This window comes from Luteimonas sp. TWI382, assembly GCF_039674545.1.
In the GTDB taxonomy this organism is placed as follows: Bacteria; Pseudomonadota; Gammaproteobacteria; order Xanthomonadales; family Xanthomonadaceae; genus Luteimonas.
The window spans coordinates 183866-209747 of sequence record NZ_JBDJNS010000001.1; the positions used below are offsets into that span (position 1 = coordinate 183866).

A 25882-nucleotide genomic window follows, 5' to 3' on the forward strand; every position below is an offset into this window, starting at 1 on the left:
GGCACGCCGGCCCCAGGGGGAGACACAGTCAGCGGCCGCGGCGAGCGCGGCCGTAGGCGCGCAGGAACATGTCGACCGAGGCCTCGAGATGGGCCCGACGTAGGCGCGCGCAATCGCTGACGTCCTCGCAGTCGAACACCATGCGCTGGTGCAGGTCGCCCTTGACCAGCACGAAGAACTGCGCGGCCGCGGTGGGCACCAGGGCCTCCTCGATCTCCAGGTCGCCGGTTTCGATGCGCCGGCGCAGCAGTGAGGCGAATGCCGATTGCACGCGGTCGGGGCCGCTTTGCCAGAACCGTTGGGCCAGGCGCTTTTCGACCATCTGCGGTGTGCACAGCAGCCGATGGCCGGCCACCGCCTCGGGCGCGCTGATCATCGCGAAGAAGGCCTCGGCGACCTCCAGCAGCCGCTGGCGCAGCGGCGTGCCGGGCGCGGGCTCGAAGACCGAGGCGGGCATCTGCTGCTCGCAGTACGCGGCCGCGGCCTCGGTGAACAGGGTGTCCTTGTCGCCGAAATGGCTGTAGACGGTGAGCTTGGAGACGCCTGCCTCGGCGGCGATCTGGTCCATGCTCACGCCTTCATAGCCTTGCTGCAGGAACATGCGCTCGGCCGCTTCGAGAATGGCGGCGCGTTTGGCCAGGTCCTTCGGTCGGCCAGGGCCGGCCGGGCCCCGGGCGTCGGGCTGGGAGGCGGGGACGGAAGAGGCGCGCATGCTCATGCGCTAATACTATACCAATCAGTTCTGAAAATATACGATACGGCTCTCTCGCCCGCGTTCAGCCGGAGCCTCCATGTCCTGCGTCAAGTCCACCGCCGTGCTTCGTCGCGCGACCGTGCTCCTCGCCGCCTTGCTGCTGGGCGCCTGCGGACGCGAGCCCGCGCCGCCCGAGGCTGCGCGTCCGGTGCTGGTCGTCACCCCGTCCGACGCCACGGAGGGCGATGCGCTCGCTTTTGCCGGCGAGATCCGCGCGCGGGAGGAAAGCCCGTTGTCGTTCCAGGTCGGGGGCCGGCTGGTGCGGCGTCTGGTGGATGCCGGTGCGCAGGTGACACGCGGGCAGGTGTTGGCCGAAATCGACCCGGGCGACCTGCAACTGCAGGCGCAGTCGGCGCAGGCGCAATTGGCCGCCGCCGAGGCCGAGTACGCCCGGGCGCGGACCGACCGTGCGCGCTATGCCCAGCTCGTGGACCAGCAACTGGTCAGCCGCTCGACGATGGATGCGCAGGACGCGGCCTACCGGGCGGCGCAGGCGCAGCTGCGTTCGGCGCGCGCCCAAGCCGAGGTCGCCGGCAACCAGGCCGGCTACACCCAGCTGCTGGCACCGCGCGACGGCGTCGTCGCCAGCCGGCAGGCCGAGGTCGGGCAGGTCGTGGCCGCTGGCCAGACCATCTTCACCTTCGCCGGCGACGAGGGCCGGGAAGTGGCGATCGCGTTGCCCGAGTCGCGCATCGCCGCGTTCTCGGTGGGGCAGCGCGCCTGGATCGAACTGTGGAACCGGCCCGGCGTGCGCTTGCCCGGTACGCTGCGCGAGATCGCGCCGGCTGCCGATGCGCAGGCGCGGACCTACGCGGCCCGGGTCGCGGTCGACGACAGTGCCCGCGATGGCCTGGAGCTGGGCCAGAGCGCGCGTGTGCATTTCAAGCTCGACGACGGCGACACGCTGCGCGTGCCGCTGACCGCGATCCAGCCCGGTGCCGACGGCGGCAAGGCGGTCTGGGTGGTCGATCCGCAGACCCGCACGCTGCGCTCGGTGCCGGTGGAGGCCGGGGCCTTCGGCGCGCAGACCGTGCCGATTCTCTCGGGGCTGGCGCCCGATGCGCTGGTGGTCGCCGCCGGCGGTCACCTGCTGCGCGAAGGCCAGGCGGTCACGCCGGTCGGCCGCGACAATCGGCCCCAGCTCCCCGACGCGCCGAAGCCGGCGGCGGCCCGATGAGTGGGGATGCCATCGTAAGCCGGATCCGCGCGGCACACGCTCCCCTCCCCCGCGTGCGGGGGAGGAGAGGTGGGGGCGGTGGCCGTCCTGTCATGACGCACGTGCGCATGGGTTACTTCGGGCGCACTCCATCGCGCGCAGGCGCGTCAATGTCGGGCATAGGCAAACAGGGCGCGCAGCCATGAGCCGCTTCAACCTGTCGGAATGGGCGCTGGGCAATCGCACCCTCGTGCTCTACGCGATGCTCGTCGTCGCGATCGCGGGCATCTGGTCCTACGGTCGGCTGGGGCAATCGGAGGACCCGCCGTTCACATTCAAGGCGATGGTGATCCAGACCCAGTGGCCGGGGGCGACCGCCGAGCAGGTGTCGCGGCAGGTGACCGAGCGCATCGAGCGCAAGCTCATGGAGACCGGCGACTACGAGTTCCTGCGCTCGTACTCGCGGCCCGGCGAGTCACAGGTGATCTTCTTTGCGCGCGACTCGATGCGCTCGAGCGAGATCCCGGCGTTGTGGTACCAGGTGCGCAAGAAGGTCGGCGACCTCAGGCCACAGTTGCCGCAGGACATCGTGGGCCCGTTCTTCAATGATGAGTTCGGCGACACGTTCGGCAACATCTATGCGTTGACCGGCGACGGCTTCGACTACGCCATCAAGAAGGACTACGCCGACCGCATCCAGCGTGCGCTGCAGCAGGTCGGCGATGTCGGCAAGGTCGAGCTGGTCGGGCTCCAGGACGAGAAGATCTGGATCGAGGTCGACAACACCCGGCTGGCGACGCTCGGTATTCCGATGGCGGCGGTGCAACAGGCGCTGTCTGAGCAGAACGCGATGGTGCCGGCGGGCTTCTTCGAGACCGCCGATGCGCGCGTGCAACTCCGCGTGGACGGCGCATTCGAGTCGGTCGATGCGATCCGCGCCTTCCCGATCCGCGCCGGCGACCGCACGGTGCGCCTGGGCGACATCGCGACCGTCGAGCGCGGCTTCGCCGATCCGGCCGCGCCGCGGATGCGCTTCATGGGCGAGGACGCGATCGGCATCGCGGTGGCGATGCACGACGGCGGCGACATCCTCCGGCTCGGCAAGGCGCTGGAGGCCGAGTTCGCCCGGCTGCAGGAGACGCTGCCGGCCGGCATGGTGCTGCGCAAGGTGTCCGACCAACCGCGCGCGGTACGCGATTCGGTCGGCGAGTTCGTCAAGGTGCTGGCCGAGGCGGTGATCATCGTGCTGCTGGTGAGCTTCCTGTCGCTGGGCCTGCGCACCGGGCTGGTGGTCGCGGTGTCGATCCCGCTGGTGCTGGCGATGACGTTCACCGCGATGGACCTGTTCGGCATCGGCCTGCACAAGATCTCGCTCGGCGCACTGGTGCTGGCGCTGGGCTTGATGGTGGACGACGCGATCATCGCCGTGGAGATGATGGCCATCCGCATGGAACAGGGCGACAGCCGGCTCAAGGCCGCCAGCTACGCGTGGACGCACACCGCGTTCCCGATGTTGACCGGCACGCTGGTGACCGCGGCCGGCTTTCTGCCGATCGCGACTGCGGCCTCCAGTACCGGCGAGTACACCCGCTCGCTGTTCGAGGTGGTGACGATCGCGCTGGTGGTGTCGTGGATCGCGGCGGTACTGTTCATCCCGCTGCTCGGCGAGAAGATGCTGCCCGACCTCGCCAACCCGCAGCCGCCGCGGCCCGGCTCGTTGCCGGCGCGGTGGCGCGACGCACGCAGCCGCGCCGCCGACCGTTGGCCTGCATTCGCTTTCGCACTGGCGCCGGCCGAGCCGCAGGCGCATGACCATGATCCCTACCAGCGCCCGTTCTACCGGCGGTTCCGCAGCTGGCTGCACTGGTCGCTGACGCATCGCTGGCTGGTCATCGGTGCGACGGTGGCGCTGTTCGTCGCCTCGTTGCTGCTGTTCCGTTTCGTGCCGCAGCAGTTCTTCCCCGACTCGACCCGGCTGGAACTGATGGTCGATGTCGAGCTCGCCGAAGGCAGCTCGCTGCGCGCCACCGAGGCCGCGGCCGCCCGAATCGACGCGCTGCTCGACGGGCGCGAGGGTGTCGATAGCCGTGTGGCCTATGTCGGGACCGGCTCGCCGCGGTTCTATCTGCCGTTGGATCAGCAGCTGCCGCAGGTCAACTTCGCGCAGTTCGTCGTCACCGCGACCGATGTCGAAGCGCGCGAGCGCCTGCGCAGCTGGCTGATCGACGAAGTCGCACCGACCCTCCCCGAGCTGCAGCTGCGCGTCACCCGGCTCGAGACCGGGCCGCCGGTCGGCTATCCAGTGCAGTTGCGCGTGTCCGGCGAACACGTCGAGCGCGTGCGTGCGATCGCGGACGCCATCGCGACCAAGGTGCGCGAGCACCCGCACACGATGAACGTCAATCTCGACTGGGACGAGCCCAGCCGGATCGTGCGCCTGGTTGTCGATCAGGAGCGTGCACGCGTGCTGGGGGTGAGTTCGCAGCAGATCGCCCAATTCCTGTCGAGTTCGCTGTCGGGTCAGCAGATCAGCACCTACCGCGAAGACAACGAGCTGATCGGCATCGTGATGCGCGGGCCCGCCGACGAGCGCGTCGCACTCGAGCAGCTGGCCAGCCTGGCCATGCCCAGCGCCAACGGCCCGGTGCCGCTGTCGCAGGTCGCGCGGCTGGAGTCCACGTTCGAGGACGGCATCATCTGGCACCGGGATCGATTGCCGACGATCACCGTGCGCGCCGATGTGCGCGGCGACGTCACGCCGCCCACTGTCGTTGCCCAGATCCTGCCCACGCTCGAAGAGATCCGCAGCAACTTGCCGCCGGGGTACCGCCTGGAAACGGGCGGCACGGTCGAAGACTCGGGCAAGGGCCAGGATTCGATCAAGGCCGGCCTGCCGCTGTTCCTGTTCGTGGTCGTGACGCTGCTGATGCTGCAGCTGCGCAGCTTCTCGCGCAGCGCGCTCGTGCTACTGACCGCGCCGCTGGGGCTGATCGGCGTCACCCTGTTCCTGCTGGTCTTCCGGGTGCCGTTCGGCTTCGTGGCGATGCTCGGCACGATCGCGCTGGCGGGCATGATCATGCGTAACTCGATCATCCTCGTTGACCAGATCGAACAGGACATCGCCGCCGGCCACGCGCGTTGGGACGCGGTGATCGACGCGACCGTGCGCCGCTTCCGGCCGATCGTGCTGACCGCACTCGCCGCGATCCTGGCGATGATCCCGCTCTCGCGCAGCGTGTTCTTCGGCCCGATGGCGGTCGCGATCATGGGCGGACTCACCGTGGCCACGCTGCTGACGCTGACCTTCCTGCCGGCGCTGTATGCGGCGTGGTTCCGCGTGCGCGAGGATGAGCGGCCACGCGCGGGATGAGCGCAGGACGTATATGACGGTATCGGGCGGGCCTGTTTCGTCCCAAAGGTTGCGAGCGCTGCACTCGAAAAAACGGCATGACGTGTTGCAACGTTGCGCGTGACGCCCGTCATATGCATCGAGCCGCTCCGCGAAGCGCGGCATCGACTTGAACAAATTCTGAGGCCTTAGCGTATCCATCCCAAAGTCTGTCCGAGATAGCAGCCACCTGCCACACGCTGCGCCGTTCGTTCGCCACGCATCTGCTGGAGGCCGGCCACGACACTCGCACGGCGCAGAAACTGCTTGGACACATGGATGTCGCGACGACGCAGATCACACGCATGTGCGCGGACGGAAGCATCGGTCGCACGAGTTCTCTCGACCGATGGTCCGGCGCCTTGGATTGATGTCGGCCGCGCAGTGCCTGGTAAGGGACTCAGGTGGCCGTCGCCCCGGTGTCGTGCGGCGGTGGCAGGGCGCCCGCGTGCCGATGCAGTTCCCCGTCAGCGCGCGCCGGCAGCCTTGCGCACCTCGGCGGCGACGCAGGCTTTGATGCCGTCGGGCCCGCGGCTGTCCGGCCCGCTGTAATCCAGCGCTTGCACCACAAAGGCGATGTGGTCGCCGGCGCTGAGGCAGTACGACACCAGTGCGCGGCCGCCGCCTGCCGGGCCCGACACCTGGGTAGCCAGGGCGCCCTGGTCGCTCTGCCATCGCGTGGTGTAGCCGACTGCGGCGTCGCCGCGGGCGAGCGCCGCCAAGCAGGCCTTGATGTTCAACTGGGTCGCCGGATAGCGGTCGATGTCGTAGCCGAGGCTGAAATCGTCTGCTGCAGCCGATGCCATCGGCGCGGATACTGCGAGCGCCAGCAGCGTGGCCAGGGACATCTGCTTCATGCGCGACTCCTTGTGTGGACGGAAGAAGCGGGCAGGTCAGGCGCGGACGAACACCTCGACCCGGCGATTGCGCTGGCGGCCGGCCGGATTGTCGCGACCGTCGATGCTGTTGGGCGCGACGGGCTGCGATTCGCCGAGGCCGTGCGCGCTCACCCGGTGGGTGACGCCCCGCGCCTGCAACGCTTCGTGTACGGCGCGGGCGCGGCGTTCGGACAGTGGCTGGTTGTAGGCCGGTGTGCCTTTGCTGTCGGTGTGACCGCGGATGTCCAGTTCGGCGCTGGCGACGCCGCGCAGCGCCTGGGCAAAGACATCGAGCGTGTGCGCCGCGTCGGGCCGGATGTCGGACTTTTCGAAGTCGAAGAGCACGCCTTCGTCGAGCGTCCCTCCCACCGCGCCAGGCGGCCGTCCGGATGCTAGGCAATCGATTGTGAGCCATGCGTTTCGAATGCGCAGGTGCGCCATGCGGTACCCTCTGCGCGCCGAACGGGCGGTCGGATGCGCCTGCGGTTTCTTTCGGGGGAACTCACGCTTGCCTGCCGCGCCCGTTCACGCGACGCGTTCGCCGCTGCCCGCCGCGCGCCGATCCGGCGGGCGCGGTCTCGCGTGCCGTCTCCGCGGCGCGCTGCGCCGATGCGCATGGCTGCTCACGGCCTGCGCACTGGCCGGACCCACCATGGCCGCCGCACCCGGCGATGGCCGGCTCGATCCCCAGTACCGCAACACCCTGCGCCACTACGGGGACGAGGAGGGGCTGCCGCAGGCCAGCGTGAACGCGATGCTGCAGACCCGCGACGGGTTCCTGTGGTTGGGCACCTTCGGCGGGCTGGTGCGTTTCGACGGCCGCGAGTTCCGTCTCTACGGCGCCGATGCGCACGATCGTGATGCGCCAGGCGATGACGGGCTGCCGAGCAACCGGGTCCTCGCGCTGCACGAGGATGCCTACGGCCGGCTCTGGATCGGGACGCAAGATGCGGGGATCAGCCTGCTCGAGCATGGCCGCTTCCGCCAGTTGCCGGTGTGCGGGGCACGCTGCCAGGTCAATGCCCTGTATCCCGATGGCGACGGCGCGGTGTGGGCGCTGAGCACCCAGGGCGTATTCCGGATTGATGCCGTGACGCTGCAGGCCAGCGTCCAGGTGGATGTCTACAACGCGTTCGACTGGGCGGCGCCGATGGGTGACGGCGTGCTCTATGCCGGTGGCAGGAATGGATTGTGGCGGCTGACGACGACCGACAGTGTCCGTGTGCCGTTGCCCGACGGACGCGCGGCCGTTAACCGAATGGCATCGACGCCGGATCTGCTGTGGCTCTTGCTCAGCGACCGCGCGCTGTACCGCTTTCGACCCTCGACCGGCGCGTGGACCCTGATCCGACGCGACCTGCCGCCTGAGGCCCAACTGGTGCCGTCGAACGACGGCCGCGTGCACGTCTCCGACGAGGCATCGGGGCTACGCCTGCTCGCGGCCGATGGGCGCGAGGTGCCGGTGCAAGGCGCCGAATCGCTGCATGCGCGGATCCTGCATCTCGACGATGCGGGCAATACCTGGATCGGCACCACCGGCCAGGGCCTGTGGCGGATGCGGCCTGCGCGCGTGGCGATGCTGCACGCCCCCGGCCTCGGCGGGCGCGCCCCGGGCCGGGTGGTGGAGGACGACGGCCATGGCGGCCTGTGGCTGGGTTTCGGCTGCGCGGGGCTGTGGCATCGACGCGCGGATGGTGGAGCGCGCCGGGTGGTGGTCGAGGGCGTGCTCGACGATGCCTGCATCTCCAGCCTGTTCCGCGACCCCACGACCGACGCCCTGTGGATTGGCACCTCGAACGCGGGTCTCGGGCGGTTCCGCGACGGACGCCTGGAACGCGTTTGGCATTGGCCGGGCGAGGCGATGCTGGGCATCTGGCGTTCGCACGACGGCGACTGGTGGGCGGCGACGCTGCGCGACGTCTACCGGCTGCAGGTGGATGCCGACGGTGTAGTGCGCGGCGCTCAGCCGGTCGCCGCGTTCTCCGGCATGAGCATCGTCAGGATGGTCGACGCTCGCGCCGGTGGCGTCTGGTTCGTCGGCGATCGCGGCGCGTTCCGCCTGGTGGGCGACACCGTGGTGGAGCAGTGGACCGTGGAGGACGGTGTGCCGGCGTTCGCGCGCGCGCTCCACGAGGACGACGACGGGCTGTGGATTGGCACCTACGGCGGCGGCCTGGTCCATGTCCGCGATGGCGAGCTACGACGCTACACCACGGCCGACGGCCTGTTCGACGACACCGTCTCGTGCATCCTGTCCGACCCCGACGGTCGGTTGTGGCTGGCAGGAAACCGCGGCCTGTCGGTGCTGCGGGCGCACCCTGTCGACGCTACCGGTCCCCGCCTGACCACCATCGGCACCGCCGACGGACTCGATCCGGTGGAGTTCAACGGCGGTACGGTCTCGGCCTGCCGGACCGGTGCCGACGGCAGGCATCTGTTCGCGATGATCCGCGGATTCGCGCTGGTCGAACCGTCGCGCTTCGAGTCGGCCGCTCGCCACCCGCCGACGCCTTATATCGACCGCGTGACGCTCGCCGGCCGCGCGCTTGATCCGTTCGACCTGCCGGCGCTGGGTGTGGACGCCGCGAATCTGGAAATCGTGGTCGGTGTCATCGGCCTGGCCGATCCCGAGCGCACTCGTGTGCGCTACCGCGTCGGCGATGGGGCAGAGTGGGTGGAGGCAGGCTCGGGGCGCAGCCTGCTGTTGCCCGATGTGCCCTGGGGCGAGCTGCGGTTCGAGGCGCAGGCGCGCTACCTCGATGGCGGCTGGTCGGAGTCGGTGGTGCTGCGCTTCCTGCGTCCGATCCCGTGGTACCGCCGCGACTGGATCTGGCTGGCCGCGAGCCTGGCGGGCCTGTTGTGCCTGCTGTGGGCCACGCGCGAGCGACGCAGGGACGATGGCGATTACGATGCGCTGGTGACGCGCGCCCGCGAACGGCTCCGGGAGGGCCGCTCGATCGACTGACGTCTGCTACGCCGCGGCGACGGTGGTGCCGGACGGCGCGGGTTGCCTCGGCAACTGCAGCACGAATCGGGCGCCGGCTCCCGGAGCGCTGTCGCAGTCGATCGTGCCGCCGGCTTCAGTGACGACCCTGTGCACCATCGCCAGGCCGATGCCCGAGCCGCGCTCGCGCGGCTTGGTCGTGAAGAACGGCTCGAAGATCCGCGCTCGCGTCTGCGCCGACATGCCGTGGCCGGTGTCTTCCAGCCGCAAGCGCACCGCCTCGCCCTCGATCTCGGTCGCCAGCGTCAGCCGTCCGCCGCCCGGCATCGCATCGACCGCGTTCTTGGCCAGGTTGAGCACCGCCGCCTCGAACTCCGCCCGGTCCATGCGGATCCAGGCCGCGTCGCCGCACAGCGTCGCTCGCGTTTCCGCGCCGGGGCCGGCGATCGAATGCAGCATCGGCTGCAGGTCGTCGAGCACCTCGTTGGCGTCGAAGGTTTCGCGTAGCGCCGCATCGTTGCGGGCGAGCGTCAACAGCTTCGACGTCAGTCCACGGCCGCGTCGCGTTGCCGCCTCGATGCGCTGCAGGCAATGCCGCGTCTCGTCGTCGATCCCGCGATGGCCCAGCCCGCGCTGCGCGAAGCCCAGCACCACGCCCAGCAGGTTGTTGAAGTCGTGCGCGACGTTGCTCGCCAGCTTGCCGAGCGCGTCGATGCGCTGGGACTGCAACAGCTGCGCCTGCGAATCTTCCTTGTCGCGGATCTCAAGCTCAAGGTGACGACAGATCAGCGTCAGCTCTCGGTTGCGTCGGGCCGCGATGTCGGACTTGAGGATCAGCCGGTCGAGAATCAGCGCGACGATCGCATTGGCCAGCACCGGCTGCAGCAGGTGCGAGACGATCTCGCGCCATTCGTCGGCGTTCGCCGCCTGACGCTGCAGGTCGGCCCAGGCGCCGAGCAGCAGGATCGCCAGGTACGCCGCCGCCGTCGCCCACAGCCCGCGCCGGCCGAGCAGCAGGCCGGCGAACAGCAGCGGCAGGATGCTGAGCATCACGCTGCCCGACTGCGCCGCCAGCCCGTAGCGCACGTGGCTCAGCCCGAGTAGGACCAGGCCGCCGGCGATGAGAACGGCGGCGACCGCACGTTGGACAGGATGGTGGCGGAGCGGCATGCCGGCATTATGCGGGCCATCGCGGCGACGACGCTTGTGCGCCGCTGCCGGGCGCGCCGGGTCCGGAGGAGGTGGATGCGCGGGCGGCGCCCGCCTCAGAAATCCAGCCGGTAGCCGACCGTCACTGTGCGGCCGCGACCAGCGAAGTAGCGCGCCGGCTCGACCAGCGCGCTTTGCGAGTAGTAGCTGATGTACTGCCGATCGAGCAGGTTGGCGATGCCCAGGCTCACCTTGCCGCGCGCCAGTCCGATGTCCAGCCCGGCGTCGAGCAGTGCGTAGCCGTCGAAGGTCTTGGCGGGGTCGTCGAAGCTGCGGTCGAAGGCGACCTGGCCCTGCACGAACGACGACAGCGTCGGCGTCCACTGCACCGACCAGGTGCCGATCAAGCGGTTGGGGGCGACGTTCAGGCCGTCGAGTCGCGCATCGAGCCGCCCGTCTGCGTCGCTGTCGTAGCGGGCGCGAGTCCAGGCGTAGGACAGACCGACGCGATGGGCCTCATTGACGCGGTAACGCACGCTCGCGTCCAGGCCTTCGATCGCGGTCTTCTCGCGCGACAACTGGAAGGCGCCATCGACCGCGATCACGCGCGCGCCGAAATCCGAACGCGATTGGAACGCGCTCACGTCCACGTCCCAGGCCCGGGTCCGCAGCCGCGCGCCGACTTCGGCATTGCGGGTGAGGATGGGTTCGAGCGAGCGCAGGTCGGCGACCGAGGTGCCGGGCGTGTCGATCGCGCGCAGCACGCGGCCGACGTCGGGCATGCCGAAGCCTTCGGAGTAGCTGGTGTAGACGTTGAAGGTGTCCGACGGCGCGTACACCAGCCCCGCATTGCGCAGCGACTGCTGGAACGACAACTCGCCGCCCTCCACCTCGACCCGGTTGAAGCGGTACAGCGTGCGGTAGCTGTCGATCCGCAGCTTGGCGTCCTCGTGCCGCCAGCCGCCCTGCAGCGTGAGCTTGGGCAGCAGCCGGTAATCGGCCTGCACGAACGCAGCGAGGCTGCGGAACTTTGACTCCGGCACATAGGTGCGTCCGGTCGCGTAGAGGTCCTGCTCGCCGGTGTCCCACAGTCCATCGATGCCGCTGGTCAGCTTCAGGCGGCCATCGAGCAGGTCGTCGCGCCCCAGGCTGGTCTTGGCGCCCCACTTGGAGGCCAGCGAGCGGGATTGGTCGTAGAGCGTGCCGATCGGCGCGATCTCCGGGTCCTGGAAGCTCGACGAACGGTCGGCACCGAACAACCCCTCGAACTCCTGGTTGAACACCATCGCCTGCAGCGTCATGCCGGCGAGATCGTGATGGGTGTAGTGCAGCCCGGTCGTCCAGACATCATTCCAGGCCGGCGTGCCGGGCGGCGTGCCGCGGACCGAGGTCGTCGGCCGCCGGCTGGCGCGGTCGCCGGGCACGGTGAGGTAGTCGCCGTCGGCGCGGATGCGATAGCGGTTGAGGCTGAACTGCAATTCCTGGTCCGCATCGATCCAGTAACCGAGCTTGGCATGGACGTCGTAGGCCTTCGATGCCATCAGGTCGCCCTGGGTGACATCGGTGCCGATGGCGGTCCCGTTGCCGTCCAACCACAGCCCCTGGTCCTCGTAACCGGCGCCCAGCAGGTAACTCCACTGGCCCTGCATCCCGCTGATCCGGTAGTCGGCACGGACGCCGATCGTCTCGTCGTCGGCTCTATGCGTCGCCGCGGTGGTCTGCAGTGCCAGGTGCTGTTGCGCCTTGCCCGGCTCGGGTCGTCGGGTGATCAGATTGATCGTGCCGCCTGTCGCGCCCAGGCCATTCATCGCGCTGGCGCCCTGGATCACTTCGATGCGCTCGACCATCGCGTAGTCGATCGTGTGCGCCTCGCGTCCGGTCGGTCGCAGCGGATTGGACTGCGGGATGCCATCGACGAGGATCAGCGGCGTGCGGCCGCGCAGTGTTTCGCCGCTGCCGGTCAGCTTGCCGCGGCTGGGGGTGTAGGCGGGCAGCAGATTGGACAGCACGTCCGATGAGTTGCTGCTCAGCCGCAACTGCTGGTCGATCTGTTCGCGATCGATGATCACCACCGTCTGCGGCGCGGTCTCGGCGAGCTGGCCGGTGCGCGACGCGGTCACGACGACCTTGTCGAGCGTGCGGGCGGTGGGATCCTGGGCATGCGCGGCGGCGCAGACGGACAACGAAACAGCAACGAACAACCGGCAACGCCTGCGCACCATGACTTCCTCGATCGGGACGAGGGCGTGGCGGTCTGGCTGGCCCGAAGCGCGGAATTCTTGCGTGCATGCTTTGCGCTGTCAACGCGCATGAGACCGAGCTGCACTGGTCTAAGGTCGGGCTAAGGCGTGCCGCGAAGCGGCTCCGGGTTGAATGAGTTGTCAGGCCGATGGTGGGACAAGTTGGACATCGGCGCCGACTGACTGCAGGGCATGGCGCATCGACTGAGCGAGCGTTGCATCCTGAAGCGGAAGGTCCGTCTCCGTGCCGGCGAGCACAGCCTTGACCAAACGCTTCGCCTGGACATGGCCCAGTGGTGAGGACTTGCGGAGCATCCGAACAAGCATGTTGCGCGTGTGCGCGAGATCATCTGTCCAAGCTCGCGACCTGTCGAAACTTGTTACCCGCAGGATGGTGGTATGCCTAGTCAGAGGGCTACGCCTGAATTAAGCCGCACCCAAAAAGTGGCGTCGGCTTGGATGAATGTTGGGCGGCAACGCTACCAACTGCAGTTGCGCGCTTGGTCTGGAATGCATGAGCTGCCCTGTAGAACTGCAGGTGGCGACGTAACTGGAATGACCAATCTGTATTCGAACGCGGCTATGCCACCGTGCTCGTACTCGATGATCCATTCGCGTTCTCTTCTTTCTGTACGCGTGAGGCGCCGTCTAGGCAAACGGTCGTCCATGATCACATCGGTGGCATTCCAAGCTGCATTTGTGTCTGCAAAGGAGCAGCCGTTGCACAACGACACCAGGAAAGCTTGAACTTCTGTGGGCAAGTGGCTCATGGCCGCGACTGGCGGGGTAATAGGTTCTTGAAGCGCAAGTGGCGGATCCGGACGTGCGCTGTAATCCCTTAGCTGGAGCCCACCAAGCACAGCGAGCACTGCGAAGAGTGCCAGCGCAGTAATTATGATCCGCGTCCAACTCATTGCGGTGACTAACTTGAAGTGGGCTCCACGCTGTTCCATCTGCTGCCTGACGCCTTAGTTAAGCCGTGCCCGCAGAACTGCCGGCGCCGAGCAGGCCGTCGAATTCCTGGCTAAACCATTGGCTGCAAATCCGTAGTCGCCGAGTGGCATCGTCTCGAAGCGTTCGCCAAATCCGGTGATGTGCGGCCGTGCTTTTGCGATGGCTGCCTGGATCGCCGGCAGCGCGAGGGATGCCTGATGATCGGCCTGGCGGGCCCAGACCTCGGTCACCCAGATCGCATCCGCATCGGACGGGTCTTCGGCCACGATGTAACTCAGGCAACCGGGCATCGCCCGGGTGCCTTCCAACAGCGCCGACACCACCAGCGCGCGCTGGCCGGGCGCCAGCGTCATCTTTTCGACCAAGCCGTACATGGAATGGGCTCCTGGATGTTGCGGCAGCGCGTTCTAGGACGAACAGTCAGGTGTGGTCTGCGCTGAGGCGTCGATATGATCATGCGGTCGTGCCTGGATCTGCCGCAGGATGTCGGGCGGCGGTGGGCGGCAGCCGCATGCCGCCGCATGGGCCCGATGCCAGGCGATACGCTGCTCGGCCGTCGCATGCTCGGGCATGCGGTGCTGCGCATGCCAGGTCTTATTGGTCTTGCCCATCAAAGGCCTCCAGCGCGGCGGGCACGGCGCCGATGACGACCGCGCCCGCGGCCGGCAGGCCGATCAGCACTGCGCTCAGCACCTCCTGCCGCGAGGCGCCGTGCGACTTGGCCGACTGGACGTGGAACGCCAAGCCCGAGGTGTTGCCGGTGGCAGCCAGCACCGCGAGATAGGCCAGGTCCGCGGTCTTGGCATCCAGCGCGCTGGCGGCGCCCAATCCATCGGCCGCCTGGCGCCAGGCCCTGGCGTGCTCCGGGGCTTGCTGCATGAACATGGCGAATGCGGGCGATACGTGCATCGGCGGTCCTTCGGGGTTCAGTGGGTGGGATCGAGCGCTACTGCTGCGGGCGTGGCCTGGCGCGGTGCTTCGGGCTGCGTCCATCGCATCGCGTACTCGTCCTGGCCTGTTGCCGCATCGACAGTGTGTCCAATGATCGAGAAGCCTTGCGATTTGTAAAACGCGATGCTGGGTGCATTCGACGCATACACAGACAACTCGAGGCCCGATCTGCGTTGCTGGGCATGTCGCAACAACGCTGTGCCGATGCCATTGCCCTGTCGCTCCGGTGCGACGAACAGCGCCGCCAGCCGATCCTCGACCAAAGCGCAGAAGCCGACGACGGTCGACGCGTGCTCGAACACGTGGACCTCGGCGGCGGGCAGATACTGCGTGCGCATGGCCTCGAGTTGGTCCTGCCAGAAGTCCGCTGGCACGAAGTCGTGGGCGCGGATGGACGCTCGCAGCCAGATGTCGAGAGCGGCCTCCATGTCGGCGGGTGCGAATGTCCTGATCATCGCGTGCGTTGTGCGTTGTGCGTCGTGCGTCGTGCAAAGGGCTTCGGTCGCAGCGCAAGAGCGTGGTCTGCGTCGCCGCGAAGCGCGTCGGCCGGATGTGCGACCCCGCTGGCATTCTCGGCGCGCCCTCACGGCGGGTCAATGCGTCGTCGGCGTCGGGCGCGCTGATGCTTGCGCGCGGCATGCTGCGAGGCACGGGCAGTCTATCTCGATCCCCAGCCGCGTGGTCGCGTCACAGCTGGCGGCGGCACTGCCGAACGACGTCGCGGCCGCCGCCAAGCGTGGGCAGGCATGCCGGATTCGGCTGCCCGCGCGCCCAGCGACGGCCGCGATGCGACGATGCCTTAGTAGTAGCGCAGGAAGTCCGGCGCCGACTGCGGGCGCACCGGCACCGGTGCCACGATGTCTGGCGATGTGGATGTCGGCAGCGACGGGCCATGCGAGGAGAGCAATGGGGCCGGCGTGCCCGGCACCGGCGTCGACGGTGCGGTCGTGTACGGCGTGACCAGCGGTGTGCTCGGCGGCGTCGGCATCGGGGTCGGTGCCGGCGCTGAGAACGGCGAGGGCATCGGAGTCGGTGCCGGCGCTGCGAACGGCGAGGGCACCGGGGTCGGCGCCGGCGACACGAAGGGCGAGGGCAGCGGCGAGGCGAGTGGCGTCGTGCTCGGGCTGCCCGGCGGCGTGGTGGAGGTGGGCGTCGGCACCGGTTGGGCGTTCGGCGCGCCCTGCGATGGCGCAGGCGTGTTGCCCGCAGCCGGTGTGCGGAACGGCGCCGCCAACGGCGTCAGATTGGGCAAGACGCCGTTGGCGATGCCGTTCATGGCATTGGCGGGGCTGGAGAACAGGTTCGGGTCGAGCATGGTGTTGGTGATGTTGACCCCGCCTGCGAAGGCCTGGGCAGCCGGGTGCGGGATCAGGCTGGCGGCCGCGCCGCCGAGATTGAGCATGGGACGCAGATAGTCGTCGCGGATCACGTCCCAGTTGTCGCGGTTGGTGCCGTCGGCCTTCACGTGCTTGTCGTTGGTGCTGTCGAGCGTGCCGTTGGCGCGCTCCAGGTGGCCGAGGCCGTACTTGTTGACGTCCTGCAGCATGCCGGCCTCGGTGCCGTGGCGCGCATGGCCGTCCTTGGTGAACCCTTCGATCTTGCCGTTGCCCATCACCTCCTCGGAGCGGGCGGTGCCGTCGGCCTGGCCGAGACTCTTGATATGGGTCAGGATCGCCGCGGCCCGGAAAGCCTGGTCGGGATCGTTGTGCATGTCGCCGCCGACCAGCTCGTTGAGGTTGTCGCGCACCTTGCTCTGGTTGCCCAGGTTCGCCAGCACGGGGTTGTCTTCGCGGATCTCCGCCGCGCTGCGCGTGTCGCCCGGCGGACGCGCGGTCGATTCGTTCGGCGGCACCATGGTGTACATCGTCATGGTGCGGTCGGAGGTAACCGGGTTGCGCAACTGGGTGTAGTCGATCTGTCCCGGCTGCATGCCGCCATAGGCCTGCGGCTGGGCGTAGAGCGCCAACTCGGGCGGCATGCCGGCAGTCTGCGTGCCAAGCGGGAACTGCACCGCCTGGGCATACGGATTGGCCAGGCCGGCCGGAAGGGCGTTTGCGGAAGGATAGGCCTGTGCGTACATGTCGGGTCCTCAAAGTCGGGGAGGGTCGACGCATGACGGCGTCTTGGGGCCGACTCTAGGTCGCGTCCTGCGCGCTGCCTATCGGGGCACGCCCTGACTTGTCCACGGGACAATCGGCATGTTTTCATGGAGCACTTTTTTGGCGCTTTGTAGGCCTCGCGTGCCGGGATCGCGGGGGCGGTCCGGGCCTGCAGCGCGCGGCGCACATCCTGCGGGCGACCCGCCTCCTGTCCATGCCGACGGGGCGCAACGCCGGGCGGATCCGGCCTCGGCCAGTGGGCTCAGTCGCCCAGCAAGGCCCGATCGCGCACCGCCCCCTTGTCGGCGCTGGTTGCCAGCAGCGCGTACGCCTTGAGCGCTGTGCTCACGCGGCGCGCACGCGGCGTCGCCGGCCGCCAGCCACGTGCGGCCGGCGCATCGCGGCGCGCCGCAAGCTCGCTGTCGTCGACCAGCAACGCGATCGAGCGCGATGGAATGTCGATGCGGATGCGGTCGCCGTCGCGCACCAGGGCGATCGTGCCACCGGCGGCGGCTTCGGGCGAGACGTGGCCGATCGACAGGCCGGAGGTGCCGCCTGAGAATCGGCCGTCGGTCAGCAGCGCGCAACGCTTGCCCAGGCCCTTGGATTTCAGGTAGCTGGTCGGATACAGCATCTCCTGCATGCCGGGGCCGCCCTTGGGGCCCTCGTAGCGGATCACCACGACCTCGCCGGGCTGCACTTCGTCGCCGAGGATGCCGGCGACTGCGGCGTCCTGGCTTTCGTACACGCGCGCCGGGCCTTCGAAGACGTGGATCGCCGCGTCGACACCGGCGGTCTTGACCACGCAGCCGTCGGCGGCGAGGTTGCCGGCGAGCACGGCCAGGCCGCCTTCCTGCGAGTACGCGTGCGCGAGGTCGCGGATGCAGCCCTGGGCACGGTCGAGGTCGAGCGTGGGCCAGCGCGTGGCCTGGCTGAAGGCGGTCTGCGTGGGAATGCCGGCCGGGCCGGCGCGGAAGAACGTGTGCACCATCTCGTCCTGCACGGTGGCGACATCCCAGGCCGCGAGCGCGTCGCCAAGCGTCCTGGCGTGCACGGTGGCGACCTCGGTGTGCAGCAGGCCGCCACGTGCGAGTTCGGCCAGGATCGCCGGCACGCCGCCGGCGCGATGGACATCCTCGACGTGGTAGTCGGGCGCGTTGGGCGCGACCTTGCACAGCTGTGGCACGCGACGCGAGAGCCGATCGATGTCAGCCATCGTGAAGTCGACTTCGGCCTCCTGGGCGGCGGCCAACAGGTGCAGGATGGTGTTGGTCGAGCCGCCCATCGCGATGTCGAGCGTCATCGCGTTCTCGAACGCCTCGAACGTGGCGATGCCGCGCGGCAGCGCGGTCGGGTCTTCGCCGCCGTACCAGCGGTGGCACAGCTCGACGGCGGTGCGCGCCGCTTGCAGGAACAGCTGCTTGCGGTCGGCGTGGGTGGCCAGCAGGGTGCCGTTGCCCGGCAGCGACAGGCCCAGTGCCTCGGTCAGGCAGTTCATCGAGTTGGCGGTGAACATGCCCGAGCACGAGCCGCAGGTCGGGCAGGCACTGCGTTCGACCGCGGCGACTTGCTCGTCGCTGGCGGCGGGGTCGGCGGCCATCACCATCGCATCGACCAGGTCGAGCTTGTGGTCGGCGAGCCTGGTCTTGCCTGCTTCCATCGGCCCGCCCGAGACGAACACCACCGGGATGTCCAGCCGCAATGCCGCCATCAACATACCCGGAGTGATCTTGTCGCAGTTGGAGATGCACACCAGCGCATCGGCGCAGTGCGCGTTGACCATGTACTCGACCGCGTCGGCGATCAGCTCGCGGCTCGGCAGCGAATAGAGCATGCCGTCGTGGCCCATCGCGATGCCGTCGTCGACCGCGATGGTGTTGAACTCCTTGGCGACGCCGCCCACGCGTTCGATCTCGCGCGCGACCAACTGGCCCATGTCCTTGAGATGCACGTGGCCGGGCACGAACTGGGTGAACGAGTTGGCGATCGCGATGATCGGCTTGTGGAAGTCGCCGTCGGTCATGCCGGTCGCGCGCCACAGCGCGCGGGCGCCGGCCATGTTGCGGCCGGAGGTGGAGGTGCGGGAGCGATAGTCGGGCATGGGCGTGGCTGCAGTCGGGGGATACCGGCGGTGGCGGCGGAGAGGGCGGTCAGGTGACGCCCTGGGCGAGCATCGCATCGGCGACCTTGATGAAACCGGCGATGTTGGCCCCGGCGACGTAGTCGACGCGGCCGTCGGCGCGCTTGCCGTGGCGGACGCAGTGGGCGTGGATGTCCTTCATGATTGCGTGCAGGCGCTCGTCGACCTCGGCGTGGTGCCAGGCCAGACGCTGTGCGTTCTGGCTCATCTCCAGGCCCGAGGTCGCGACGCCGCCGGCGTTGCTGGCCTTGCCCGGTGCGTACAGCGTGCCGGCGGCCTGGAAGGCATCCACCGCTTCGAGCGTGCACGGCATGTTCGCGCCTTCGGCGACGCAGATCACGCCGTTGTCGATCAGCCTGCGCGCATCGGCCTCGTCGAGTTCGTTCTGGGTGGCGCAAGGCAAGGCGATCTGCGCCGGGATGTGCCAGGGACGCCGGCCTTCGAGGTAGTCGAAACGCGGGTCGTCGGCCAGTTCGGCCAATCGGCCGCGACGCTGGTTCTTCAGTGCCATGAGCGCTTCGACCGCCTCGCTGTCGAAGCCGGCTTTCGCGTACAGCGTGCCGCCCGAGTCGGAGAAGGTCAGCACGCGGCCGCCCAGTTCGATGGCCTTGAGCGCGGCGTATTGGGCGACATTGCCGGCGCCCGAGACCAGCACGCGCGCGCCGTCAGTGTCGCGGCGTGCGTGGTGCAGCATCTGTTCGACGAAGTACACCGTGCCGTAGCCGGTGGCCTCCGGGCGCATCAGGCTGCCGCCGTAGGCCAGGCCCTTGCCGGTGAACACACAACCGGCGTGGTTGGCGAGTTTCTTGAGATAGCCGGCCATGAAGCCGATCTCGCGCGCGCCCACGCCGATGTCACCGGCCGGCACATCAGTGTCGGGGCCCAGGTGGCGATGGAGCTCGGCGATCAGCGCCTGGCAGAAGCGCATCACCTCACCGTCGCTGCGCCCCTTGGGATCGAAGTCCGAGCCGCCCTTGCCACCGCCCATCGGCAATGTCGTGAGCGCGTTCTTGAAGGTCTGCTCGAACGCCAGGAACTTCAGGATCGACAGGTTCACCGACGGATGGAAGCGCATGCCGCCCTTGAACGGGCCGATCGCCGCGCTGTGCTGCACGCGCCAGGCGCGGTTGACCTGCACGCGGCCGCGGTCGTCGACCCACGGCACCCGGAACTGCACCACACGCTCAGGTTCGATCAGGCGCTCGAGCAGCGCCTGGTCGCGGTAGTGCGGGTGGCGGTCCAGGAACGGCCACAGGCTGACCATGACCTCGCGCACCGCCTGCAGAAACTCGGGCTGGTGCGGATCGCGCGCGGCGACCGTCCGCAGGAACGCGTCGAGCCCGGCGGGTGCGACCTCCGCGCCGCTCATGCAGCCTGTTCGCTGGCCAAGGCCAGCTGCTGCACGATCGCGTCGGTCGCCTCGCGGGTCGAGCGGGCCGCGTCGTGTGGGGCGAGGTCGGCGGTGAACACGCCGGCATCGAGCACCGCGTCCACCGCTTGCTCGATGCAGGCCGCTTCCTGCGACAGGCCCAGCGAGTAGCGCAACAGCAGTGCGGCGCTGAGGATCGTGCCGACCGGGTTGGCGATGCCGCGGCCGGCGATGTCCGGCGCCGAGCCGTGGATCGGCTCGTACATGCCCACGCACCCCTCGCCCAGCGACGCCGATGGCAGCAGGCCGAGCGAGCCGGCGAGCATCGAGGCCTCGTCGGTCAGGATGTCGCCGAACATGTTCTCGGTCACGATCACATCGTACGCGCGCGGCTTGGCCAGTAGATGCATCGCCATCGAATCGACCAACTGGTGCTCGAGGGTGATGTCGGGGAACTCGTCGCACACCACGCGCGTGGCGACTTCGCGCCACAGCCGCGAGGTCTCGAGCACGTTGGCTTTGTCGACCGAGGTTACGTGCCCGCGGCGCCCGCGGGCGAGCAGGCAGGCGCGACGCACGACGCGCTCGACCTCTTCCACCGAGTACCGGCACAGGTCGGTGGCGTCCTGCGCGCTGCGGGTCTTGTCGCCGAAGTAGATGCCGCCGGTGAGCTCGCGCACCACCAGCAGGTCCACGCCGGCCAGCAGATGCGACTTGATCGGCGAGGCGCCGGCGGCCGCGGCATGCGGGCGCACCGGGCGCAGGTTCGCGTACAGGCCCAGCGCTTTTCGGATTGCCAGCAGACCCTGTTCCGGGCGCACCGGCGCATCGGGCGCCGACCACTTGGGCCCGCCGACCGCGCCCAGCAGCACCGCATCGGCATCGCGCGCGGCGGCCAGCGTGGCCTCGGGCAACGGCTGGCCGGTGGCGTCGATCGCGGCGCCGCCGATCAGATGCTCGTGCAGCGTGAAGCGGTGGCCGAAACGCTGCGCGACCGCCTCCAGCACCTCGACCGCGGCGGCGGTCACTTCAGGGCCGATGCCGTCGCCCGGCAGTACGACGATGTCAGCGTGCATGGTGGCGCTCCTCGTAGGATCGGATCTCGGCGCTGCGTGCCAGCAGGTAGCCCATCTCGTCGACACCCTCGAGCAGACAGGTGCGCGCGAACGCGTCGAGCGGGAAACGATGGACGGCGCCAGCCGGTGTCCGCAGCTCGCAGGCGTCGATGTCGACGGTCAGCACGTCGTCGGGTCGCGACATCAGGTCCTGGACGACCGTCTCGGGCAGCACGACCGCCAGCAGGCCGTTCTTGAGCGCGTTGTTGCGGAAGATGTCGGCGATCTCGCTGCTCACGACCACGCGCAAGCCCAGGTCGCGCAGCGCCCACGGCGCATGTTCGCGCGAGGAGCCGCAGCCGAAGTTGCGCCCGGCCAGCAGGATCTCGCGGCCGGCGTTGTGCGGCTGGTTGAACGCGAAATCGGGATTGGGCGTGCCGTCCTCGCGCCAGCGCCAGTCGTTGAAGGCGTGCCGTCCCAGCCCCTGGCGCTCTGTCGTCGACAGGAAGCGCGCGGGAATGATCTGGTCGGTGTCGATGTTGGTCTGGGCCAGCACGACGCTGGCCGAGACGATCCGGGAACTGTCGGGCATCGGTGTTTGTTCAGGCAAGGGGGCGGAAGGGGACCGGGGCGCGTGCATCAGGCCACCGCCCGACGGTCGTCGAACAGCTCGCGCGGATCGGCGACAACACCCCGCACGGCGGCCCAGGCGGCGGTGGTCGGCGAGGCCAGCAACGTACGCGCGCCGGGCCCCTGGCGGCCTTCGAAATTGCGGTTGCTGGTGCTCACCGCCAGTTGTCCGGGCGCGACCAGGTCGCCGTTCATCGCGATGCACATCGAGCAGCCGGGCTCGCGCCACTCGGCGCCGGCCGCGCGCACGACCGCATCGATGCCTTCGGCTTCGGCCTCGCGCTTGACGATCTCCGAACCGGGCACCACAAGCATGCGCACGCCGGCCGCGACGCGGCGACCCTGCAGCACCTGAGCGACCTCGCGCATGTCGCGCAGCCGCCCGTTGGTGCACGAGCCCACGAACACCACGTCGACCGGCATGCCGGCCAGCGAGCGGCCGGCGGCGACGCGCATGTAGTCCTGCCCCTTGCGCTCGGCGGCATCGCTCGCCTCGGGCACGGGCACGTCGACGCCGATCGCGGTGCCGGGGTGGGTCCCCCAGGTCAGCGTCGGGCGGATGTCGGCCGCGTCGATGCGCACTTCGACATCGAACTCGGCGCCCGGATCGCTGCGCAACGTGCGCCAGTGCGCGACCGCGGCATCGAAGTCCGCGCCCTTGGGGCCGCGCGGCGTGCGGGCGATCCAGTCGAACGTGGTGTCGTCGGGCGCGACCATGCCGGCGCGCGCGCCGGCCTCGATCGACATATTGCACAGCGTCATCCGCTGTTCCATGTCCATGGCCGCGATGGTCGAACCGCGGTACTCGATGACGTGACCGGTGCCGCCGTTGACCCCGATTACGCCGATCGCGTGCAGGGTCACGTCCTTGGCGCCGACGCCGGGGGCGAGTTGGCCCTCGACGGTGATCGCCATCGTCTTTGGCCGCCGCTGCAGCAGGCACTGCGTCGCCAGCACGTTGCCGACCTCGCTGGTGCCGATACCGAAGGCGAGCGCGCCGAACGCGCCGTGGGTCGAGGTGTGGCTGTCGCCGCAGACGATGGTCATGCCGGGCTGGGTGAAGCCCTGTTCGGGCGCGATCACGTGCACGATGCCGCGCTGGTCGGAAGCCATGTCGAACAGCTCGATGCCGAACTGCGCGCAGTTGGCGGCGAGCGTCTCGACCTGTTTCTCGGCGGCCGCGTTGGCGTAGGGCAGGCGGCCGTCGGGTCCTGCCGGCAGCGTCGGCGTGGAGTGATCCATGGTCGCCTTGGTGCGGTCGGGCCGGCGCGGCGACAGGCCGCGCGCGCGCAGCTCGGTGAAGGCCTGCGGCGAGGTGACCTCGTGGATCAGATGCAGGTCGATGTACAGCACCGCGGGCGCGGCGTCGGTCTCGGGGATCACGACGTGCGCGTCCCACAGCTTGTCGAACAGGGTTTTGGGCGAACTGGCGGTCATTGCTGGCTCTGGACAGTGGCGGTCAGGCATGGGCGGCGTGGGGCTTTGCAGCGGCCCCGGCTGTGGCGGTCGCGACGCGGCCGCGAAGAATGCGGTTGGCCACGTCCAGCCAGGCCAGCGCGCTGGCCTCGATGATGTCGCGGCTGGTGCCGCTGCCATCGAAGATGGCGTCGCCGTGGCGCACGCTGACGCTGGCCTCGCCCCGGGCGTCGCGGCCGGTGCCGACACTGTGCACCTGATAGCTTTCCAGCGACAGGTCCACGCCGGTCGCCGTCGCCAGCGCGGCGAACAGGGCGTCCACCGGCCCATCGCCCAGTGCGCTTTCGCCGACCTTGTTGCCGTCCGGGTCGGACAGTTCGATCACCGCGCTCGCGCGCTGGCCGCGATCGCTGATCGTCATCGACGCCAGGCGCCAGCCCTGGCCATGCACGTCGCCGTGCATCAACGCCTCCAGGTCGTCGTCCTCGACCACGCGCTGGCGCTCGCACAGCGCCTTGAACGCAGCGAACACCTGATCGAGCTGCGCATCCTCGACCGTGTAGCCCAGCGCGCGCAGCCGGTGGCCGACCGCGGCGCGGCCGCTGTGCCGGCCCAGCACCAGCTTGGAATCGGGCCAGCCGACGTCCGAGGGGTTCATGATCTCGTAGGTGCCGCGGTGGCGCAGCATGCCGTGCTGGTGGATGCCCGATTCGTGCGCGAACGCGTTCTCGCCGACGATCGCCTTGTTGCGCTGGATGCTCATCCCGGTCAGGCGGCGCAGCAGTTGCGAGGTCGGGACCAGACGGCGGGTATCGATGCCGGTGCCGATGTCGTAGAACGCGTTGCGGACTTTCAGCGCCATGACCATCTCTTCCAGCGCTGCATTGCCAGCGCGCTCGCCGATGCCGTTGATCGTGCACTCGACCTGGCGCGCGCCGCCCTCGATCGCGGCCAGCGAGTTGGCGACCGCCAGGCCCAGGTCGTTGTGGCAGTGCGCGCTGAAGATCACGTCACGTGCGCCGGGGACGTTGGCGATCAACCGCTGGAACAGCGCGCGGCTTTCCTCGGGTGTCGCATAGCCCAGGGTGTCCGGAACGTTGATCGTGCCGGCGCCGCTGGCGATCGCCGCGGCGATGACCTCGGCCAGGAAATCGTCCTCGGTACGGGTGCCGTCCTCGGTCGAGAACTCGACGTCGTCGACCAGCCGTCGGGCATGCGCGACGCTGGTGGCGGCCATGTCCAGCACCTGTTGCCGGCTCATGCGCAGCTTGTGCTCTCGGTGCAGCGGGCTGGTGGAGATGAAGACGTGGATCCGCGGACGGGCGGTGCCCTCGAGCGCACGCGCCGAGGCTTCGATGTCGGCGGGCAGGCAGCGCGAGAGCACCGCCAGCGTCGGCGTGCGGACTTCGCGTGCGATCAGCCGTGCGGCCTCGCGGTCGGATTCCGAACTGGCGGGAAAGCCGGTCTCGATGATGTCCACGCCCAGCTCGGCGAGTGCGCGGGCCATCACGACTTTCTGTTGCGGCGACATGCTGCAGCCCGGCGATTGCTCGCCGTCGCGCAGGGTGGTGTCGAAAATTCGGATGGTGTCGGAAGCGGTCATGCGGGAAGTTCCTCGGCAATACGGTGGGGCGTGCGGTCGGGCGGCGCTTTGATCGCGCGTCGAAGTCGCGGTTCGCCGCCTCCGGCCGGCGCCGTGGTGCCCAGGTCGTTGCGCCGCCGTGGCGTGGCGGCCGGTGCCGGCGGCGCCGCGGTGGTCGCGGTCGCGTCGACGATGCGCTGGCGACGCCTCGGCTTGCGCGGTGGCCGCGGGCGGACCTCCGACAGCAGGCGCGCCAGCACCCCGGCGTCGAGGTTGCCGCCCGAGACCACCGCGACCTTGCGGCGCCCGGCGACGCGACGGCCGGCCGCCAATGCCAGTGCGCCCGCGCCCTCGGCGATCACGTGTTCCTCCAGCGCCAGACGCACCAGCGTCTCGCGCAGTTCCGCCTCGCGGACGATGACCACATCGTCGAGCAGGTCGGCCAACAATGCCCGGGTCAGCTGGCCGGGGTCGGCCACGCGCACGCCGTCGGCCAGCGTGGCGACCGGCGAGAACGGGGCGTCATCGCCGCGCAGCACGCGTGCCATCGCGTCCACGCCCTCGACCTGGGCACCGACGATGCGCACCCCCTGACTCTTGAGTGCGAGGGCCACGCCGGCCGCGAGCCCGCCGCCGCCGATTGGCACGATGACCACGTCCGGCACCAGGGCCGCGGCGATCTCCAGGCCCACAGTGCCCTGGCCGGCGATCACGTCGATATCGTCGAAGGCCGACAGCAGCCGGAAGCCGTTCTGCGCCGCCAGTTCGCCTGCGAACGCCTTGGCCTCGTCGTAGGTGTCGCCGTGCAGGCGCACTGTGGCGCCCCAGTGCGCGACGCCGGCGATCTTGGTCTGCGGCGCGTTGCGCGGCATCACCGTGATCGCCGGAACGCCGAGCCGGTAAGCGGCCCAGGCCATGCCCTGGGCGTGGTTGCCGGCCGAGGCGGCGATGACCGTGCGGTCGTCGCCGCGCTCGCGTGCAGCCAGCAGCGCGTTGAGGGCGCCGCGCACTTTGTACGAACCGGTGCGCTGCAGATTCTCCAGCTTCAGCCAGCAGCCGAAGCGCTCGGCATAGTGGATCGGCGTGACGTCGAGATGGCGGCGCAGCCGCGCCTGCGCCGCCAGCACATCGCTGGCGGTGGCGCGCGGCACGCGGCGTACATCGGGGTCGGGCATGC

Annotated in this window: 18 protein-coding genes and 2 pseudogenes; 4 read left to right on the forward strand and 16 right to left on the reverse strand. The window is 69.4% G+C overall.

Translation table 11 applies throughout. The features are described 5' to 3' along the window. Positions 1-28: 28 nt before the first annotated feature. Complete coding sequence (locus ABE505_RS00900) at positions 29-712, reverse strand: TetR/AcrR family transcriptional regulator (RefSeq protein WP_346442650.1); 684 nt, start codon at positions 710-712, stop codon at positions 29-31. A gap of 79 nt (positions 713-791) precedes the next feature. Between ABE505_RS00900 and ABE505_RS00905 the strand changes: the two genes are divergently transcribed. The 3 genes and pseudogenes from ABE505_RS00905 to ABE505_RS00915 all read left to right on the forward strand — a co-directional run. Continuing rightward, complete coding sequence (locus ABE505_RS00905) at positions 792-1931, forward strand: efflux RND transporter periplasmic adaptor subunit (RefSeq protein ID WP_346442651.1); 1140 nt, start codon at positions 792-794, stop codon at positions 1929-1931. Between the two features lie 181 nt (positions 1932-2112). After that, entirely contained in the window at positions 2113-5280 is a 3168-nt protein-coding gene (locus ABE505_RS00910) for an efflux RND transporter permease subunit (protein ID WP_346442653.1), read from the forward strand. Positions 5281-5483: 203 nt separating this feature from the next. Then, positions 5484-5669: pseudogene (locus ABE505_RS00915) on the forward strand (tyrosine-type recombinase/integrase); the annotation flags it as partial. Positions 5670-5765: 96 nt separating this feature from the next. Here ABE505_RS00915 and ABE505_RS00920 read toward each other — a convergent pair. Both ABE505_RS00920 and ABE505_RS00925 read right to left on the reverse strand, forming a co-directional pair. Next, the gene (locus ABE505_RS00920; protein WP_346442654.1) at positions 5766-6155 is read right to left on the reverse strand and encodes a DUF6180 family protein; all 390 of its coding nucleotides are present in this window, start codon (positions 6153-6155) and stop codon (positions 5766-5768) included. Between the two features lie 36 nt (positions 6156-6191). Beyond that, a pseudogene (locus tag ABE505_RS00925) lies at positions 6192-6557 on the reverse strand (OmpA family protein); the annotation flags it as partial. A 271-nt stretch (positions 6558-6828) separates the two neighbouring features. Between ABE505_RS00925 and ABE505_RS00930 the strand changes: the two are divergent. Beyond that, positions 6829-9141, forward strand: a complete 2313-nt coding sequence (locus ABE505_RS00930; protein WP_346442656.1) for a two-component regulator propeller domain-containing protein — start codon at positions 6829-6831, stop codon at positions 9139-9141. A 6-nt stretch (positions 9142-9147) separates the two neighbouring features. On the opposite strand, the gene ABE505_RS00935 is transcribed toward ABE505_RS00930, so the two are convergent. The 13 genes from ABE505_RS00935 to ABE505_RS00995 form a co-directional block, all read right to left on the reverse strand. Next, positions 9148-10290 (reverse strand): ATP-binding protein, encoded by a 1143-nt coding sequence (locus tag ABE505_RS00935; protein WP_346442658.1) that lies wholly within the window; start codon positions 10288-10290, stop codon positions 9148-9150. A gap of 95 nt (positions 10291-10385) precedes the next feature. Continuing rightward, complete coding sequence (locus ABE505_RS00940) at positions 10386-12452, reverse strand: TonB-dependent receptor (RefSeq protein ID WP_346442659.1); 2067 nt, start codon at positions 12450-12452, stop codon at positions 10386-10388. A 1025-nt stretch (positions 12453-13477) separates the two neighbouring features. Beyond that, a complete protein-coding gene (locus tag ABE505_RS00945) occupies positions 13478-13837 on the reverse strand; it encodes a putative quinol monooxygenase (RefSeq protein ID WP_346442661.1) in 360 nt (119 codons plus the stop codon). Between the two features lie 220 nt (positions 13838-14057). Continuing rightward, positions 14058-14372, reverse strand: coding sequence for a carboxymuconolactone decarboxylase family protein (locus ABE505_RS00950; protein WP_346442662.1), 315 nt, complete (start codon positions 14370-14372; stop codon positions 14058-14060). 17 nt (positions 14373-14389) lie between these two features. Further along, entirely contained in the window at positions 14390-14869 is a 480-nt protein-coding gene (locus ABE505_RS00955) for an N-acetyltransferase (protein ID WP_346442664.1), read from the reverse strand. A gap of 344 nt (positions 14870-15213) precedes the next feature. Continuing rightward, complete coding sequence (locus tag ABE505_RS00960; protein WP_346442666.1) at positions 15214-16494, reverse strand: hypothetical protein; 1281 nt, start codon at positions 16492-16494, stop codon at positions 15214-15216. Between the two features lie 281 nt (positions 16495-16775). Beyond that, positions 16776-18614, reverse strand: coding sequence for a dihydroxy-acid dehydratase (gene ilvD, locus ABE505_RS00965; RefSeq protein WP_346442668.1), 1839 nt, complete (start codon positions 18612-18614; stop codon positions 16776-16778). A 49-nt stretch (positions 18615-18663) separates the two neighbouring features. After that, positions 18664-20022 carry an NADP-specific glutamate dehydrogenase gene (gdhA, locus tag ABE505_RS00970; protein ID WP_346442670.1) on the reverse strand — a complete coding sequence of 453 codons (1359 nt, stop codon included), beginning with the start codon at positions 20020-20022 and terminating at the stop codon, positions 18664-18666. Beyond that, on the reverse strand, positions 20019-21098 hold the full coding sequence (leuB, locus tag ABE505_RS00975) for a 3-isopropylmalate dehydrogenase (protein WP_346442671.1): 1080 nt from the start codon (positions 21096-21098) through the stop codon (positions 20019-20021). The genes gdhA and leuB overlap by 4 nt, the downstream gene beginning before the upstream one ends. Further along, entirely contained in the window at positions 21088-21669 is a 582-nt protein-coding gene (gene leuD, locus ABE505_RS00980; protein WP_346442673.1) for a 3-isopropylmalate dehydratase small subunit, read from the reverse strand. Before leuD ends, leuB begins: the two co-directional genes overlap by 11 nt. A 47-nt stretch (positions 21670-21716) precedes the next feature. Continuing rightward, positions 21717-23144 (reverse strand): 3-isopropylmalate dehydratase large subunit, encoded by a 1428-nt coding sequence (gene leuC, locus ABE505_RS00985; protein WP_346442675.1) that lies wholly within the window; start codon positions 23142-23144, stop codon positions 21717-21719. Positions 23145-23166: 22 nt separating this feature from the next. Beyond that, on the reverse strand, positions 23167-24726 hold the full coding sequence (locus ABE505_RS00990; protein ID WP_346442677.1) for a 2-isopropylmalate synthase: 1560 nt from the start codon (positions 24724-24726) through the stop codon (positions 23167-23169). Next, entirely contained in the window at positions 24723-25880 is a 1158-nt protein-coding gene (locus ABE505_RS00995) for a threonine dehydratase (RefSeq protein ID WP_346442679.1), read from the reverse strand. The genes ABE505_RS00990 and ABE505_RS00995 overlap by 4 nt, the downstream gene beginning before the upstream one ends. Positions 25881-25882 lie beyond the last annotated feature (2 nt).

What these genes read in the sequence shown, in the direction of transcription:
- leuC (WP_346442675.1), bottom strand. Translation starts at nt 23,144, where the DNA reads ATGACCGCCAGTTCGCCCAAAACCCTGTTCGACAAGCTGTGGGACGCG.
- ABE505_RS00935 (WP_346442658.1), bottom strand. Translation starts at nt 10,290, where the DNA reads ATGCCGCTCCGCCACCATCCTGTCCAACGTGCGGTCGCCGCCGTTCTC.
- ABE505_RS00990 (WP_346442677.1), bottom strand. Translation starts at nt 24,726, where the DNA reads ATGACCGCTTCCGACACCATCCGAATTTTCGACACCACCCTGCGCGAC.
- ABE505_RS00910 (WP_346442653.1), top strand. Translation starts at nt 2,113, where the DNA reads ATGAGCCGCTTCAACCTGTCGGAATGGGCGCTGGGCAATCGCACCCTC.
- ABE505_RS00955 (WP_346442664.1), bottom strand. Translation starts at nt 14,869, where the DNA reads ATGATCAGGACATTCGCACCCGCCGACATGGAGGCCGCTCTCGACATC.
- ABE505_RS00930 (WP_346442656.1), top strand. Translation starts at nt 6,829, where the DNA reads ATGGCCGCCGCACCCGGCGATGGCCGGCTCGATCCCCAGTACCGCAAC.
- ABE505_RS00945 (WP_346442661.1), bottom strand. Translation starts at nt 13,837, where the DNA reads ATGTACGGCTTGGTCGAAAAGATGACGCTGGCGCCCGGCCAGCGCGCG.
- gdhA (WP_346442670.1), bottom strand. Translation starts at nt 20,022, where the DNA reads ATGAGCGGCGCGGAGGTCGCACCCGCCGGGCTCGACGCGTTCCTGCGG.
- ABE505_RS00900 (WP_346442650.1), bottom strand. Translation starts at nt 712, where the DNA reads ATGCGCGCCTCTTCCGTCCCCGCCTCCCAGCCCGACGCCCGGGGCCCG.
- ABE505_RS00995 (WP_346442679.1), bottom strand. Translation starts at nt 25,880, where the DNA reads ATGCCCGACCCCGATGTACGCCGCGTGCCGCGCGCCACCGCCAGCGAT.
- ABE505_RS00905 (WP_346442651.1), top strand. Translation starts at nt 792, where the DNA reads ATGTCCTGCGTCAAGTCCACCGCCGTGCTTCGTCGCGCGACCGTGCTC.
- leuD (WP_346442673.1), bottom strand. Translation starts at nt 21,669, where the DNA reads ATGCCCGACAGTTCCCGGATCGTCTCGGCCAGCGTCGTGCTGGCCCAG.
- ABE505_RS00920 (WP_346442654.1), bottom strand. Translation starts at nt 6,155, where the DNA reads ATGAAGCAGATGTCCCTGGCCACGCTGCTGGCGCTCGCAGTATCCGCG.
- ilvD (WP_346442668.1), bottom strand. Translation starts at nt 18,614, where the DNA reads ATGCCCGACTATCGCTCCCGCACCTCCACCTCCGGCCGCAACATGGCC.
- ABE505_RS00950 (WP_346442662.1), bottom strand. Translation starts at nt 14,372, where the DNA reads ATGCACGTATCGCCCGCATTCGCCATGTTCATGCAGCAAGCCCCGGAG.
- leuB (WP_346442671.1), bottom strand. Translation starts at nt 21,098, where the DNA reads ATGCACGCTGACATCGTCGTACTGCCGGGCGACGGCATCGGCCCTGAA.
- ABE505_RS00960 (WP_346442666.1), bottom strand. Translation starts at nt 16,494, where the DNA reads ATGTACGCACAGGCCTATCCTTCCGCAAACGCCCTTCCGGCCGGCCTG.